The sequence below is a fragment of the Actinacidiphila sp. bgisy160 genome (assembly GCF_057707815.1).
In genome coordinates, this window is sequence record NZ_JBYIQW010000007.1 from 51,002 (window position 1) to 66,903 (window position 15,902).

Consider the following 15,902-nt stretch of genomic DNA (forward strand, 5'->3'; position numbering starts at 1 on the left):
GCGGCGCCGTCGCGGGGCGGGGTCCTAGCCGTGGACGGGGCCGGTGAACTTCTCGCCCGGGCCCTCGCCCGGCGCGTCGGGGACGACGGACTCCTCGCGGAAGGCGAGCTGCAGCGACTTCAGTCCGTCCCGCAGCGGAGCGGCGTGGTAGGAGCCGATCTCGGTCGCGCCGGCGGTGACCAGGCCGGCCAGCGCGGTGATCAGCTTGCGTGCCTCGTCGAGGTCCTTGTGCCGCTCGCCGTCCTCCGCGAGGCCGAGGTTCACCGCCGCCGCGCTCATCAGGTGCACCGCGACCGTGGTGATCACCTCGACCGCCGGGACGTCCGCGATGTCGCGGGTCAGCGTGTCGAAGTCGGGGCGGTCGGCGGAGGGGGACTCGTGCTGGGGGCTGGCGTCACTCATACCTCACACGATAGGGCCACGTCGGCCGATTACGGTCTGCGGGCGGAGACTGGTATGCTTGACGATCGACCGGCTGGACACCCCGTGGACGTCATGGAAACGGAGCGCTCCAGCCCACAAGTGGAGGCTCCGATCTCCCACCTAGCCGGCCCCAGCAGGCCGGCGGGTCACCGGTCAGGTGCCGTGTCCCCGGACGAGGACGCGGCTCCCGACGCGCCCCGCGGGAATTCCGCGGCGGTGCTCCCGGTTGTGAGGAGCATCCGCCTGTGACCCGTACGGGGCGTTTTTCACGCCTCCTCACGGGCCGGACCAAGTTTCAGACGTTACGCGGCTGTCAATCCAGTCAGTCGCGTGGTGCTACCGAGGAGGCCCCATCAGCGCCGAGCCCCGCATCAACGACCGGATTCGCGTCCCCGAGGTGCGACTCGTCGGTCCCAGTGGCGAGCAGGTCGGCATCGTGCCGCTTGCCAAGGCACTGGAGCTTGCGCAGGAGTACGACCTCGACCTGGTCGAGGTGGCGGCGACCGCACGTCCGCCGGTCTGCAAGCTCATGGACTACGGCAAGTTCAAGTACGAGTCGGCCATGAAGGCCCGTGAGGCGCGCAAGAACCAGGCGCACACGGTCATCAAGGAGATGAAGCTCCGGCCGAAGATCGATCCGCACGACTATGACACCAAGAAGGGTCATGTCGTCCGGTTCCTCAAGCAGGGCGACAAGGTCAAGATCACGATCATGTTCCGCGGTCGTGAGCAGTCGCGCCCGGAGCTGGGTTTCCGACTGCTGCAGCGGCTTGCCGACGACGTCCAGGACCTGGGCTTCGTGGAGTCCTCGCCGAAGCAGGACGGCCGCAACATGATCATGGTTCTCGGTCCGCACAAGAAGAAGACCGAGGCGATGGCCGAGGCCCGCGAGGCGCAGGCCGCCCGCAAGGCCGGTCGCCTGCCGAAGGACCCCGATGAGCAGGAGCAGGAGCACGAGCAGGACGCTCCCGCCGACGCCAGCTGACGCCGTCTGACGGCGTTGCCAGGACCCGGAGTCCCGCTCCGGGTAACGCAATGAAGGACTGACGCTCTCCGTCCGCTCCAGGGCGGACGGGAGGGCCAGCGACGAGGAGACTACGGCGCATGCCGAAGAACAAGACCCACAGCGGTGCGAGCAAGCGATTCAAGATCACCGGCTCCGGCAAGGTGATCCGCGAGCGCGCCGGCAAGCGCCACCTGCTTGAGCACAAGCCGTCGACGAAGACCCGTGCCCTCACCGGCACTGTCGTCCTGGCCAAGCCCGACGCCAAGAAGATCAAGAAGCTTCTCGGCAAGTGACGGCACGCCCCCTTCGACCAGGGGGCGCGATGCTGGACCGGGACCCATTCGTTTTCGGGCCGTGTGAGCACCCCCACGGCCCCCCAGAAGGAGTTATCTAGTGGCACGCGTCAAGCGGGCAGTCAACGCCCAGAAGAAGCGCCGGGCGATCCTCGAGCAGGCCAGCGGTTACCGCGGCCAGCGTTCCCGCCTGTACCGCAAGGCGAAGGAGCAGGTCACCCACTCCCTCGTCTACAACTACAACGACCGCAAGAAGCGCAAGGGCGACTTCCGTCAGCTGTGGATCCAGCGCATCAACGCCGCTGCCCGCGCCAACGGCATCACCTACAACCGCTTCATCCAGGGTCTGAAGGCCGCCAACGTCGAGGTGGACCGCAAGATCCTTGCCGAGCTGGCCGTGAACGACGCCAACGCGTTCGCCGCGCTGGTCGAGGTGGCCCAGAAGGCCCTGCCGAGCGACGTCAACGCCCCCAAGGCGGCCTGACCCACGCTCTTCCGGACCCGCAGGCCCGTGTGCCTGCGGGTCCGTGCTGTGTTCCGGAGCGCCGCGCCGCGCGTCCGGCCGGACCCCGACCGAAGTGAGTGCACCCCCATGCCCGGCCCCGAGCTGACCTCCCTGCGATCCCCCCGCGTCGTGGCCGCCCGGCGGCTGGCCAGGCGCAGCTTCCGCGGCAAGGAGCGGCGCTTCCTCGCCGAGGGCCCGCAGGCCGTGCGCGAGGCCATGGCCCACCTGGTCGAGGTCTACGTCACCCCCGAGGCCGCCGCCCGGCACGCCGACATCGTCGCCGCGGCCCGCGCCGCCCGGGTGCCCGTGTTCACCGCGACCGACGAGGTCGTCGCCGAGATGTCGGACACCGTCACCCCGCAGGGTGTCATCGGCCTGTGCCGCTTCCTGGACACCCCGTTCGAGGAGGTCCTGCGCGCCCGGCCGAAGCTCGTCGCCGTGCTGGCCCACGTGCGCGACCCCGGCAACGCCGGCACCGTGCTGCGCTGCGCGGACGCCGCCGGGGCGGAGGCGGTCGTCCTCACCGACGCCTCCGTCGACCTGTACAACCCCAAGGCCGTCCGGGCGTCCGTCGGCAGTCTCTTCCACCTTCCCGTCGCCGTCGGCGTCCCCATGGAGACCGTGGTCGACGGCCTGCGCGGGGCCGGCGTACGGCTGCTCGCCGCCGACGGCGCGGGGGAGCGCGACCTGGACGCCGAACTGGACGAGGGCACGATGGGCGGCCCCACCGCCTGGATCTTCGGCAACGAGGCCTGGGGCCTGCCGGAGGAGACCCGCGCACTCGCGGACGAGGTGGTGCGCGTGCCCATCCACGGTCGTGCCGAGAGCCTCAACCTCGCCACGGCAGCCGCCGTGTGCCTCTACGCCTCCGCCCGCGCGCAGCGCGCTCCCGGAGGGTGCCGCACGGTAACCATGAGCTAGTAATGTGACGCCCTCGGGGACCGCCCTGGAGAGGGGGTTACGGGGATGGACGTCAGGACGACCGGCGGCACGCCGCCGAGCGCGCCGGAGGGCTGGCCGACTGTCCTGACCCACTTCGGCATCACACCCGACGAGCTCCCGGACGGCCTCGTCGTCGCCGACGAGCACGGCCTCGTGCTCTGCTTCAACGCGGCCGCCGCCCGGATCACCGCGCTCGACCCCGCCGACGTCGTCGGCCGCCCCATCGAGCAGGCACTTCCCCTGGAGGACCTGGACGGACGCCGCTGGTGGCAGCTCACCGACCCCTACGAGGGCCTGGCCACCCGCACCGGGCAGCCCGAGCGTAACCTGCTGCTCCCCGGCGGCCGCGAGGTGCTGGTCTCCGCCAGGTACGTCCGCGACGACCCCACCGGCCCGGTGCGCCGGCTGGTCGTCGCGCTGCGCGGCACCGAGGCGCGGCGGCGCACCGAGCGCAGCCATGCCGAGCTGATCGCCACCGTCGCGCACGAGCTGCGCTCCCCGCTCACCTCCGTGAAGGGCTTCACCGCCACCCTGCTGGCAAAGTGGGAACGCTTCACCGAGGACCAGAAGAAGCTCATGCTGGAGACCGTGCACGCCGACGCGGGCCGCGTCACCCGGCTGATCGCCGAGCTGCTCGACATCTCCCGCATCGACTCCGGCCGCCTGGAGGTACGCCGCCAGCCGGTCGACATCGCCGCCGCGGTGCGGCGCCACGTGGACGCCCTCGTCGCCGCCGGACAGCCCGCGGACCGCTTCGCCGTACGGGTGACGCAGTCACTGCCCTCGCTGTGGGCCGACCCCGACAAGGTCGACCAGATCCTGGGCAACCTGCTGGAAAACGCCGTGCGCCACGGCGAGGGAACTGTCACCATTGACGTAGCACCCTCGTCGTCGCCGCGCGAGCGCGGATGGTCCGGAACGGCAGTGACCGTGAGCGACGAGGGCCCCGGCATCCCGGAGGAGTCCATGAACCGCGTCTTCACCCGCTTCTGGCGGGGCAGCAAACGCGGTGGCACGGGCCTGGGGCTGTACATCGTCAAGGGCATCGTCGAGGCCCACGGCGGCACGATCACCGTGGGCCGCGCGCCCGGCAAGGGCGCCCAGTTCCGATTTATCCTGCCCGTCGGGGCGCCGGCCTTCACGGCCTGAGCATCGCGTGGTGATCCACCGGCCCCGACGGGCGTGACCAGCCGCTCCCCGTGGCCCCGATAGACTCGACCCTTGGCATTCAGCGGTCGGGCAGGCAGGTCGGCCACGCCATCACCCACATCGGAACGGGAAGAAATGTCGGCACCGAACAAGTCGTACGACCCTGTCGAGGTCGAGGCACTGAAACCGGAAGAGATCGAGCGCCGGCGCGACGAGGCGCTCGCCGCGATCGCCGAGGCCGCCGACCTTGACGCGCTGCGCGAGGTCAAGGTGGCCCACACCGGGGACCGCTCGCCGCTCGCCCTGGCCAACCGTGAGATCGGCGCGCTGCCGCCGCACGCGAAGGCGGAGGCCGGCAAGCGCGTCGGCCAGGCCCGCGGCGCGGTCAACCAGGCGCTCAAGGCCCGGCAGGAGGTGCTGGAGAACGAGCGCGACGAGCGTGTGCTGGTCGAGGAGGCGGTGGACGTCACCCTGCCGTACGACCGCGCCCCGCGCGGCGCCCGGCACCCGCTGACCACGCTCTCCGAGCGCATCGAGGACATCTTCGTGGCCATGGGCTACGAGGTGGCCGAGGGCCCCGAGGTCGAGGCCGAGTGGTTCAACTTCGACGCCCTCAACATCTGGGCGGACCACCCGGCCCGCACCATGCAGGACACGTTCTTCGTCGAGGGCGACAAGCCCGCCGGCTCCGCCCCGGAGGAGAGCGGTGTCGTGCTGCGCACGCACACCTCCCCGGTGCAGATCCGCTCGCTGCTCGACCGCGAGCCGCCGGTCTACGTGATCTGCCCCGGCCGGGTCTACCGCTCGGACGAGCTGGACGCCACGCACACCCCGGTGTTCAACCAGGTCGAGCTGCTCGCCGTGGACGAGGGCCTGACCATGGCGGACCTCAAGGGCACCCTGGACCACATGGTCCAGTCGCTCTTCGGTGAGGACATCACGACCCGGCTGCGCCCCAACTACTTCCCCTTCACCGAGCCGTCCGCCGAGATGGACATGGTCTGCTACGTCTGCCGCGGCGAGTCCGTCGGCAACCCGGACCGTCCCTGCCGCACCTGCGGCAGCGAGGGCTGGATCGAGCTCGGCGGCTGCGGCATGGTCAACCCCCGGGTGCTCACCGCCTGCGGCGTCGACCCGGAGAAGTACAGCGGTTTCGCCTTCGGCTTCGGCATCGAGCGCATGCTGATGTTCCGTCACAACGTCGAGGACATGCGAGACATCGTCGAGGGTGACGTGCGCTTCACCCTTCCGTTCGGGATGGAGATCTGATGCGGGTCCCGCTTTCTTGGCTGCGGGAGTACGTCGACCTGCCCGCCGGCGAGTCCGGCCGCGACGTCCAGGCCAAGCTCATTTCCGCCGGCCTCGAGGTCGAGACCGTCGAGCAGCTCGGCGCCGGGCTCAAGGGCCCGCTGGTGGTGGGCAAGGTGCTCACCATCGAGGAGCTGACCGGGTTCAAGAAGCCGATCCGCTTCTGCACCGTCGACGTCGGCACCGCCAACGGCACCGGCGAGCCGCAGGAGATCGTCTGCGGCGCGACCAACTTCGCCGTCGGCGACAAGGTCGTCGTCATCCTCCCCGGTGGCGTCCTGCCCGGGAACTTCGAGATCTCCGCGCGCAAGACCTACGGCCGCAACTCGCACGGCATGATCTGCTCCGCCCGCGAGCTCGGCATGGGCGACGACCACGACGGCATCATCGTCCTGCCGCCGGAGCACGAGGCCGGCACCGACGCCGTCGAGCTGCTGGAGCTGGTCGACGAGGTGCTCGACATCGCGGTCACCCCGGACCGCGGCTACTGCCTGTCGATGCGGGGCGTCGCCCGCGAGGCCGCCATCGCCTACGGTCTGCCGCTGCGCGACCCGGCGCTGCTCGACGTGCCCGGCCCGAACTCCTACGGCTACGAGGTGAAGGTCGCCGACCCGGTCGGCTGCGACCGCTTCACCGCGCGCACCGTCACCGGACTGGACCCGGAGGCCGGCTCGCCGATCTGGCTGCAGCGCAGGCTGCAGAAGGCCGGCATGCGGCCGATCTCGCTCGCCGTGGACGTCACCAACTACGTGATGCTGGAGCTGGGCCAGCCCCTGCACGCGTACGACCGGCACCGCATCGAGGGCGCCATCGGCGTCCGCCGGGCCCAGCCGGGCGAGAAGCTGACCACGCTCGACGGCCAGGTCCGCGTCCTCGACCCGGAGGACCTGGTGATCACCGACAACCGCGGGCCGATCGGCCTGGCCGGGGTCATGGGCGGCGCCAACACCGAGATCGACGACACCGGCGCCTCGACGACCGACGTCGTCATCGAGGCCGCGCACTTCGACCCGGTCGCCATCGCCCGCACCGCGCGCCGGCACAAGCTGTCCTCCGAGGCGTCCAAGCGCTTCGAGCGCGGCGTGGACCCGCAGGCCGCGGCCGCCGCCGCGCAGCGCACCGTCGACCTGCTGGTGCTGCTCGCGGGCGGCACCGCCGAGGCCGGCGTCACCGAGGTCATCGCGCCCTCCGCGCCGCACACGATCACCATCCCCGCCGACCACCCGGACAAGGTGGCGGGCATGGCGTACGGCCGCGAGACCGTGGTGCGCCGGCTGCAGCAGGTCGGCTGCGACGTCTACGGCGCCGACGAGCTGATCGTCACCGTGCCGTCGTGGCGCCCCGACCTGCGCGACCCCAACGACCTCGCCGAGGAGGTCATCCGGCTGGAGGGCTATGAGAACCTGCCCTCCACCCTGCCGAAACTGCCCTCCGGCCGCGGTCTGACCGAGTCGCAGAAGCTGCGCCGCCGGGTCGGCCGGGCGCTCGCCGGGGCCGGCTACGTCGAGGTGCAGAACTACCCGTTCCTCGGCGAGGCCGTCTTCGACCAGCTCGGCCTCGACGCGGACGACCCGCGCCGCATCACCGTCAAGCTGGCCAACCCGCTGTCCGACGAGGAGCCCGCGCTCCGCACGACCATGCTGCCCGGCCTGCTCGCCGCCCTGCGCCGCAACGTCGGCCGCGGCGCGCACGACCTCGCGCTCTTCGAGACCGGCCTGGTCTTCCGCCCCAGCGGCGAGGAGCCCGCGCCGCCGCGGCTGCCGGTCGACCGGCGCCCGACCGACGCCGAGATCGCCGCGCTCGACGCATCCCTGCCGCGGCAGCCGCGGCGCGTCGCGGTCGTCCTGGCCGGCGGTCGTGAGCAGGCCGGCTGGTGGGGCCAGGGCCGTCCCGCGCAGTGGGCCGACGCGATCGAGGCCGGACGGGTCGTCGCCGGCGAGGCGGGCGTCGAGCTGATCGTCCGCCAGGACCAGCAGGCACCCTTCCACCCCGGGCGCTGCGCCGCGCTCCTCGCGGTCGTCGAGGGCGAGGAGGTGCTGGTCGGCAACGCCGGCGAGCTGCACCCCCGGGTGACCAAGGCGCTGCACCTGCCGGAGCGCACCTCCGCCATGGAGATCGACCTCGACCGCCTGGAGCGGGCCGCCGGCGGCCCGGTCGTCGCGCCCCGAGTGTCCACCTTCCCGGTGGCCACCCAGGACGTCGCCCTGGTCGTGGACGCCTCCGTACCGGCCGCCGAGGTCGAGGGCGCCCTGCGCTCCGGCGCCGGCGAACTGCTCGAATCGCTGCGGCTGTTCGACATCTTCACCGGTGAGCAGATCGGTGCGGGCAAGAAGTCGCTGGCGTACAGCCTGCGCTTCCGCGCCCCGGACCGCACGCTCACCGCGGAGGAGGCCTCCGCGGCCCGTGACGCGGCCGTCGCCGCCGCGGCCGAGCACACCGGAGCGGCCCTGCGCGGCGCCTGACGCCCGCGCGTCGCGTTCCTGTGGGGCGCCCCCGGTCCGCCGGGGGCGCCCCACAGGCGTTTCCCGCCGGTCACGTAGTCCGATCGGGTGAAGTGGCTCCACTGGGTATCCGGTTCGTCGCGCGCAGTCGCCACAATCGATCGCGGACCAGGGCCCACTCGACGCGGGGGCTGTGTCGTCGCCGGCCGCGTCAGCGGCTTCAGGGGGAGCCCCGAGGCATGATCCGACCCAGGGCAGTGAGCCGCCGGGGTACCGGCCGGGCACGGGGGTGGGCGCTTTTGTCGCTGCCGGGGCTGTGGGTGGCCGGGGTGCTGGGGCTGGTGTACGCGGTGCCCGGGGGTGTCCAGTGGGCGCCGGCCGCGGTCGCGGCCCCCGTGATCGCCTGCGTCGGGACGGGACGCCGCCGCTGCGTCCTGGCCGGCGGCGCGCTCGCCGTGGCGGCCGTCGCCGTCCCGGACACCGGAGCGCGGCTCGGCACCGAGGCCGCCGTCCTCGCCGTCCTGGCCGTCTGCTTCCTGCTCGTCCACCGCAGGGCCAGGCTCGCCGCCGAACTCGACCGCACCCGGGAGATCGCCGTCGCCACCCAGCAGGTGCTGCTGCCCCCGCTGCCAATGCGCGTCAACGAGTTCGCGGTGGCCGGCGACTACCTCTCGGCCAGCCGCGGCGCCCGCATCGGCGGCGATCTCTACGAGGTGCTCGCCACGCCCTTCGGGGTTCGCGCGGTCATCGGCGACGTACGCGGCCACGGCCTCGAGGCCATCGGCACCGTCGCCGCGCTGCTCGGCAGCTTCCGCGAGGCCGCGCACGACGAGCCTGAGCTCGGGGGCGTGCTCCGGCGCCTGGACCGGGCGCTCCACCGGCACCTGCGGGGACGTTCGCACGCCGCCGAGGAGTTCGTGACCCTGATGCTGCTCGAACTGGGCGAGGACTGCGAGGTCCAGGTCATCAACTGCGGCCATCCGCAGCCGTACCGGCTCTTCCCCGACCGCCCCGGGCGGCTGCGCGCCCGCCCGCTGGAGACCGGCGAACCGTTCCCGCCGCTCGGCCTGTTCGACCCCGGCCCGGACGCGAAGTCCGTCGCCTGCGGTGAACTCCTCCCCGGCCAGGCGCTGTTCCTGCACACCGACGGCGTGATGGACGCCCGGGACAGCGCCGGGGAGTTCTTCCCCCTGCTGCCGGTCCTGGAGGGCGCCGCCCAGTCGGCCGCCCGGGGCGGCTCGTTGTGCGCGCGGACGCTGGTCGACGCGGTGCGGGCCTCGTTCCTGCGGCACACGCGAGGGCGACTCACCGACGACATGGCGCTGCTCGTGCTCCACAGGGACGCGCCCCGGGTGCCCGCACAGGCGGCCGCCGTCCGCACCGCACCCGGGGTTCCCGGAGTGCCGCGCCCCTGATCCCGCCCAATCCTTGGTAAACCTGGGTCGATCCCCGAGTAAAACACTCATTGCTCGTATACCGGCCAGAACGAGGAGAGGGGCAGACATGGCAACCCCCACCCCCACCGCCACGGGAGCCGATCTGTCCACGCCCACGGGCGAACTGATCGCTGTGGTCGGCCCGCCGGGGCCGCAGCGGTCGGCACTGCAGCTCGCCCTCAACAGCGCGCCCTGGAGCCGGGGTCCCTCCGTCACGACGACCGTCATCAGCCGCGGCGCGTGGAGCGAGCTGCGGCGGGTGGCGGCCGCGGGGATCACGGTCGTCGCGGCGTGCGACAGTTCGCTGGCCGCGGACGCGGGGGCGCACCGTGTGGTGCTGTTGCCTCACCCCGACGGGGTCGCCTGACCCGGGGTGCGTCGTTGTTCCGCCGGGTTGTCGTGTGCGGCTTGTTCGCGCCTGCGGCGGGCATCCCCCACCCACCCTCCCGAGCGCCCGGCGCGGTCAGTGACCGCCTCGCTGCGTGCGTTGTGGGTCGGTGCCGCGCCGGGGTACTCCCCCGACCTTCGGCCGAGGTGCCCCCACCTCGGCGCTCGCGGTCTACCCCGACATCATTGGGCGCCGGGTCCGCCGCTCGTCTCCCCCAGCTACCGCTGGGAGGTGCCCCCATGGGGGCACGCCGCCACACCCTCTCCGGTCGTGTGGGGGCCTGACGGCCGGTGGGGTGGGGATACGCGCAGTCCTCCCCTCCCTCACCATGGGGATCCCCGGCCCGACGGCAGAGGGAGCTGGCACACCCCCACCCGCCAGCGTGCACACGTGGGGGAACGTCCCAGCCGCCAGGCTGGGGGAGAGACCGTGCGCACCGGGCACGTGTGGCGTCGTTGTGGTTGTGCACCCCGGCTACTGCTGGGGGTGCCCCTGCGCATGCGGCAAGCCCGCCTGCCCACACCCCCCACCGGCCGTTGGTCGCCGGCGATACGGAGGGGGCGGGGTCGTAGGGGTGGGTGTTCTGGACGCTGACGCATATGTGTTGTGCAGCACAGACGGCACCGACCTGGACGCCATGCACATAAACATGCGGTCCAGAATGCCCAGCCCCGGAGGCCCCGTTCCCGGCCCACCACGCACCCCGCGCAGACCCGCACCAACCATCCGGGTGGGGGTCCCCCCCGGCCGAAGGCTGGTTGAGGGAGGGCGGGCGGGGAAACCCCCAACAGCAACCCCAACGTACCCGCACACAACCACCGGCCGCACAGACGCACCCCGGTCCACGAACACGTCGACCTGACTGCGCCCATTGACAAGGCAGTTGAGCAAACGTTGTCATGAGCATATGCCGTCCCTGATCGGGCGTCGGGAGATCCTCGACCATGCCCGGACACAGCTGACCGCCGGTCCGGGCGTACTGCTCCACGGAGCGGCCGGGATCGGCAAGTCCGCCCTGCTCGCCGTGCTGACCGACGAGGTCCCGCCGGAAGGGTTCGTGTTGCGCGCCGTGCCCGTGGAGGAGGACGCGAAGCTGCCCTTCGTGGCGCTGATGGACCTCTTCGCCCGCGTGCCGGAGGAGTACGTCGACGCGCTGTCCGCCGGGCCCCGGGCCGCCCTGCGGGCGGCGTTACTGCGGGGGCACGAGCCGGTCGCGACGCAGAGCCGGCTGGCCGTGCGCGACGCGGCCGTCGAACTGCTGCGGGCACTCGCGGCCGCCGGCCCCGTGCTGATCGTCGTCGACGACCTGCAGTGGCTCGACATGCCCAGCGCCGAGGTGCTGTCGCTCGCGCTGCGGCGGCTCCCGCCGGGTGAGGGGGTGCGTTTCCTGGCGGCCGAGCGGGTGGTGGAGGGCGAGGAGCCGCGCGGGCTTCGGTGCTGCCCGCCGGGCACCGCGGCGCTGCTCGTGCCTCCGCTGTCCGACGGCGACGTTGCCGAACTGCTGCTGGACGACACCGGTGCGGAGCTGCCCGAGCCCGCCGTGCGTGCCGTACAGGACACGGCCGCCGGTAATCCGCTCTACGCCCTCGAACTCGGCCGCGCCCTGCTGCGGGACGGCACGCCCTTCGAGGCCGGGGACGTGCTGTCCGTACCGCCGCGGCTGCGCGACCTGCTGCTGGACCGGGTACGGCTGCTGCCTGCCTCCGCCCGGCAGACGCTGCTGCTCGCCAGCGCGGCGGCCCGCCCCACGCTGCCGCTGCTCGGCGCCGCGGGGATCCCGGACCCGGCGGGCGACCTGGCCACCGCGGAGACCCTGGGGGTCGCCGTGGCCGACGCCGAGGGAACGATTCGCTTCCAGCACCCGCTGATCCGCGCCGCGGTGTACGCCGACGCCCCCGAGCACGGGCGGCGCACCGCGCACAAACTGCTGTCCCGGGTGGTCCCCGAGCCCGTGGAGCAGGCCCGGCACCTGGCCCTGGCCCACCCGTACGCCGACGAGACCACCGCGGCCACGCTCGCCGCCGCCGCCGACTCCGCGCGCCGCCGCGGTGCCCCCGCCACCGCCGCGGAACTGGCCGCCCTGGCGGCCCGCCGTACGCCCGAAAACCGCCCGGCCGAGCGTGCCGAACGGCTGCTGGCCGCCGCCGAGTACGCCAGCGACGCCGGGCTGCGGGGCGAGGCCGACCGGGCCGCGGAAACCGTGCTCGCCGAGGCCGTGTCCGCCCGGCAACGGGTGCTGGCCCGGTTGATCATGCTCGGCAACGCCGGCCAGGCGCTGGGCACCGCGGGCCGCCTCATATCGGACGGCCTGGTGGAGGCCGAAGGGCATCCCGAGCTGGAGGCCCGGCTCCACCAGTGGGCAGCCCTGCGGCACCTCATCGGCGGGCGGCCCGCGCAGGCCTCCGCCCACGCCCGCCGCGCCGCCGACATGGCGGTCCAGGCGGGCGCCGTCGACACCCGGGTGGCCGCCCTGGCCCTGCTCGCCCGCTTGCACGCGCTGCACGGCGAGGCGGAGTCAGCCGAGGCCACGCTCGGCGAGGCGTTCCGCCTCCCCGTGCCGTCCGACGGGCCCGGCGCCCGCGAACTCGTCCGCACCCGCGCGATCCTGGCCGCCGACGCCGACCGCGTCACCGACGCGGAACGCGAGATGGCCGGCCTTCTCGGAAGGACGGGCGAGTACGCCTCCGTCGAGGAGACCGCCGCCACGCTGGTGGCGCTCATCCGTATCCAGGTGCGCTCCGGACGCTGCCGCGAGGCCCTGGACAACGTCGCCCGCTGCGCCGTGCTCCCCGTCCGGGCCGGCAGCGACTCACCGCCCGTGCTCTACGCCGCCGCGCTCGCCGAGACCGCCGGGGGACGCGCGGAGCGCGCCATCGAGCTCGCCGACCGCACCATCCGGGCCTGCATGACCGACGGGGACCAGCTCTTCCTGCTGCGGGCCCTGGGCGTCCGCGGCCGGGCACATTTGCTCGCCGGGGGGCGGGAGCACACCGAGGCGGCCGTCGAGACCCTTCGGCAGGTGCGCAGGCTGGGGGAGACGATGGGCATCGCCGACCCGGTGATGCTGCGCTGGTACGGGGACCTCGCCGAGGCGGCCGTGATCCTCGGAGACACCGACTCCGCCGCCGAGATCCTGCGTGCGGCGCGCCGCCGCGCCGGGGCACGGCCTTCCGCCAGCGTGCTGTCCGCCCTGGACCGCGCCGAGGGACTGCGCGACTGTGTGCTGGGCCGCTCCAAGCGGGGCATCACCCGCATCCAGGCCGCCGCGGACCGGCTGCGCGGCCGTTCGCTCCCCATCGACCTGGCCCGCACGCTGATCGTGCTGGGCGCCGCCGAGCGCCGTCCACGGCGGTCGGCGGCGGCCCGGGGCGCCCTGGTCGAGGCCCTGGAGATCAGTTCCGCGGTCGGGGCCGCGCCGGTCGAGGCGCGGGCCAGGGCGGAACTGGCCCGGCTCGACGCGCGGCGGGAGACGGCGGCGCGGACGCCGAACTACACGTAGTCGTAGAAGCCGTGGCCGCTCTTGCGGCCCAGCCGGCCCGCGTCGACCATGCGCTGCAGCAGCGGGGGGGCGGCGTACAGCGGCTCCTTGAACTCCTCGTACATCGAGTCGGCGACCGAGGCCACGGTGTCCAGCCCGATCAGGTCGGAGAGCTTGAGCGGACCCATCGGGTGGGCGCAGCCCATCTCCATGCCGTTGTCGATGTCCTCACGGCTGGCGATGCCGGTCTCGAACATCCGGATCGACGACAGCAGGTACGGGATGAGCAGCGCGTTGACCACGAAGCCCGCGCGGTCCTGGGCCCGGATCGGGTGCTTGCCCAGCACGTCGGTGACGAGCTTCTCGGCGCGCACCAGCGTCTGGCCGTCCGTGGTGAGGGCGGGGATCAGCTCGACGAGCTTCTGCACCGGCGCCGGGTTGAAGAAGTGGATGCCGATCACCTGCTCCGGGCGGGAGGTCGCCACGGCGAGCTTGACCAGCGGGATGGAGGAGGTGTTGGAGGCCAGGATCGCGTCGCGCCGGGTCACCACCTGGTCGAGCACCTGGAAGATCTCGGTCTTGACCTGCTCGTTCTCCACGACGGCCTCGATGACCAGGTCGCGGTCGGCGAAGTCGCCCAGGTCGGTGGTGAAGGTGAGGCGCTCCAGCGTCGCGTCGCGCTCCTCCGCGGTGATCTTGCCGCGCTCCGCCGCCTTGCGGAGCGAGTTCGTCAGCCGGGTGCGGCCAAGCTCCAGGGCCTCGCCGGTGGTCTCCGCCACCCGGACGTCCAGTCCGGCCCGGGCGCACACCTCGGCGATACCCGCGCCCATCTGGCCACAGCCCACCACACCGACAAAACGGATGTCGTCGTTCAACGCCCAGCCTCTCCCTGATCGCGAGATGGAGACCCGGACCGTCGTGAGGTCCGGACCAGCCCGCTCGACATTACACCCGGCCGGCCTACCGGTCCGGGCGCCCGCGAGGGCCGCCCGGCCGGGCGCGGTAGCCCCGCTGACCGGGCCCCGAGCCGCCGCGGGCGCCCGTGCGCCGGAGGCGACGCGGGCGGCGCACGGGGTGGCCGGGACCCGGAGGCACACCGGCCCCGACCGGCTCCCGGCAGGTTGCCGGACGGGCTGATTCAGCCCAGTATCAGCGAAACATGAATATGACGGGGAATCAGGGGACAGTCATGCGCCGACTCTCACGCAGGACCTTCGCCGCGGGCGCCGCCGGGGCCATCGGCACCGTCCTCGCCGCGGGCGAGACAGCGAGGGCGGCGGAAATGATGGCGAGGCCCGCCGGGGGGATGCCCGCGGGGGCGGAGGCGTCGTCCGGCGCGGCGGGCGGTCCCGGCGCGCCGGCGCAGTTCCGCGGCATGTGGCTGGCGACGGTCGCCAACCGCGACTGGCCCTCCGCCCGCGGGATGTCCGCCCGTCAGCAGCGCGATGAACTCCTCGGCTACCTCGACCTCGCCGTCGAGCGGCGTCTCAACGCGGTCGTCATGCAGGTCCGGCCGACCGCCGACGCGCTGTGGCCTTCCCCGTACGAGCCTTGGTCGGAGTACCTGACCGGGGTCCAGGGGCGGGACCCCGGCTGGGACCCGCTCGGCACGGCCGTGGCGGAGGCGCACGCGCGGGGGCTGGAACTGCACGCCTGGTTCAACCCGTTCCGCGTCGCCACCCACGACGACCCGGCACGGCTCTCCCCGGACCACCCGGCCCGCGTCAGCCCCGACTGGACCGTCGCGTACGGCGGGAAGCTCTACTACAACCCCGGGCTTCCCCATGTGCGGCGCTTCGTGCAGGACGCCATGCTCGACGCCGTCCGCCGCTACCCCGTCGACGGAGTGCACTGGGACGACTACTTCTACCCCTATCCGGTCGCGGGCCGGCACTTCGCCGACGACGACGCCTTCGCCCGGTACGGGGAGGGCTTCGACGACCTCGCCTCCTGGCGGCGCGACAACATCGACCTGCTCGTCAGCGAGACCGCCGCCCGCATCAGGGCACTCCGCCCCGGCACCCGCTTCGGCGTCAGCCCCTTCGCCGTCTGGCGCAACCGCGGCACGGACCCGCGCGGCTCCGCGACCCGCGCCGGGGTCCAGACGTACGACGACCTCTACGCCGACACACGCGGCTGGGTGCACAAGGGCTGGATCGACTACATCGTGCCGCAGGTGTACTGGAACATCGGCTTCGCCGTCGCCGACTACGCCACGCTCGTGCCGTGGTGGGCCGACGTGGTCGACGGCACGGGCGTCCAGCTCTACATCGGCGAGGCGCTCTACCGCGCCGGCGCCGCCGGCGAGGCGCAGGCCTGGCAGGACCCGGCGGAACTCTCCCGCCACCTCGAGCTGGACCGGCACCATCCCCAGGTGCTCGGCAACGTGTTCTTCTCGGCCAAGGAGGTCGCCGCCGACCCGATCGGGGCGATGTCCCGGGTGGTCGCCGACCACTATCCGACACGCGTCCGCACCCCCGGCCGGGGGGCGGGCGCGTAGGTTCGCCTGCCGCAGGGCGCGGCCGCGTGATGC

The 15,902-nt window shown here is 73.1% G+C and carries 13 protein-coding genes; 11 read left to right on the forward strand and 2 right to left on the reverse strand.

Annotation, left to right across the window (positions count from 1 at the left end):
- Positions 1-24 precede the first annotated feature (24 nt).
- Complete coding sequence (locus tag AC3EUJ_RS08950; RefSeq protein WP_431960495.1) at positions 25-402, reverse strand: DUF1844 domain-containing protein; 378 nt, start codon at positions 400-402, stop codon at positions 25-27.
- Positions 403-739: 337 nt separating this feature from the next.
- Here AC3EUJ_RS08950 and infC point away from each other — a divergent pair, with 337 nt between their 5' ends.
- The 10 genes from infC to AC3EUJ_RS09000 all read left to right on the forward strand — a co-directional run bounded on the left by infC (position 740) and on the right by AC3EUJ_RS09000 (position 13,390).
- Positions 740-1,408: a translation initiation factor IF-3 gene (gene infC / locus AC3EUJ_RS08955; RefSeq protein WP_431960636.1), complete on the forward strand. Its 669-nt coding sequence runs from the start codon at positions 740-742 to the stop codon at positions 1,406-1,408.
- Positions 1,409-1,527: 119 nt separating this feature from the next.
- Complete coding sequence (rpmI, locus tag AC3EUJ_RS08960; RefSeq protein ID WP_018564306.1) at positions 1,528-1,722, forward strand: 50S ribosomal protein L35; 195 nt, start codon at positions 1,528-1,530, stop codon at positions 1,720-1,722.
- Between the two features lie 100 nt (positions 1,723-1,822).
- Complete coding sequence (gene rplT / locus AC3EUJ_RS08965; protein ID WP_018564305.1) at positions 1,823-2,206, forward strand: 50S ribosomal protein L20; 384 nt, start codon at positions 1,823-1,825, stop codon at positions 2,204-2,206.
- Positions 2,207-2,314: 108 nt separating this feature from the next.
- A complete protein-coding gene (locus tag AC3EUJ_RS08970; RefSeq protein WP_431960496.1) occupies positions 2,315-3,148 on the forward strand; it encodes a TrmH family RNA methyltransferase in 834 nt (277 codons plus the stop codon).
- Positions 3,149-3,193: 45 nt separating this feature from the next.
- Positions 3,194-4,318, forward strand: a complete 1,125-nt coding sequence (locus AC3EUJ_RS08975) for a sensor histidine kinase (RefSeq protein ID WP_431960498.1) — start codon at positions 3,194-3,196, stop codon at positions 4,316-4,318.
- A 135-nt stretch (positions 4,319-4,453) separates the two neighbouring features.
- Positions 4,454-5,587, forward strand: coding sequence for a phenylalanine--tRNA ligase subunit alpha (pheS, locus tag AC3EUJ_RS08980; protein ID WP_431960499.1), 1,134 nt, complete (start codon positions 4,454-4,456; stop codon positions 5,585-5,587).
- On the forward strand, positions 5,587-8,088 hold the full coding sequence (pheT, locus tag AC3EUJ_RS08985; protein WP_431960500.1) for a phenylalanine--tRNA ligase subunit beta: 2,502 nt from the start codon (positions 5,587-5,589) through the stop codon (positions 8,086-8,088). Before pheS ends, pheT begins: the two co-directional genes overlap by 1 nt.
- 278 nt (positions 8,089-8,366) lie before the next feature.
- Positions 8,367-9,482: a PP2C family protein-serine/threonine phosphatase gene (locus AC3EUJ_RS08990; RefSeq protein WP_488180952.1), complete on the forward strand. Its 1,116-nt coding sequence runs from the start codon at positions 8,367-8,369 to the stop codon at positions 9,480-9,482.
- Positions 9,483-9,570: 88 nt separating this feature from the next.
- Positions 9,571-9,870 (forward strand): hypothetical protein, encoded by a 300-nt coding sequence (locus AC3EUJ_RS08995; protein ID WP_431960503.1) that lies wholly within the window; start codon positions 9,571-9,573, stop codon positions 9,868-9,870.
- Positions 9,871-10,798: 928 nt separating this feature from the next.
- Entirely contained in the window at positions 10,799-13,390 is a 2,592-nt protein-coding gene (locus AC3EUJ_RS09000) for an AAA family ATPase (RefSeq protein ID WP_431960504.1), read from the forward strand.
- Here AC3EUJ_RS09000 and AC3EUJ_RS09005 read toward each other — a convergent pair.
- Complete coding sequence (locus tag AC3EUJ_RS09005; RefSeq protein WP_431960505.1) at positions 13,381-14,244, reverse strand: 3-hydroxybutyryl-CoA dehydrogenase; 864 nt, start codon at positions 14,242-14,244, stop codon at positions 13,381-13,383. The genes AC3EUJ_RS09000 and AC3EUJ_RS09005 overlap by 10 nt on opposite strands.
- A 314-nt stretch (positions 14,245-14,558) precedes the next feature.
- Between AC3EUJ_RS09005 and AC3EUJ_RS09010 the strand changes: the two genes are divergently transcribed.
- On the forward strand, positions 14,559-15,869 hold the full coding sequence (locus tag AC3EUJ_RS09010) for a glycoside hydrolase family 10-like protein (RefSeq protein WP_431960506.1): 1,311 nt from the start codon (positions 14,559-14,561) through the stop codon (positions 15,867-15,869).
- Positions 15,870-15,902: the final 33 nt, after the last annotated feature.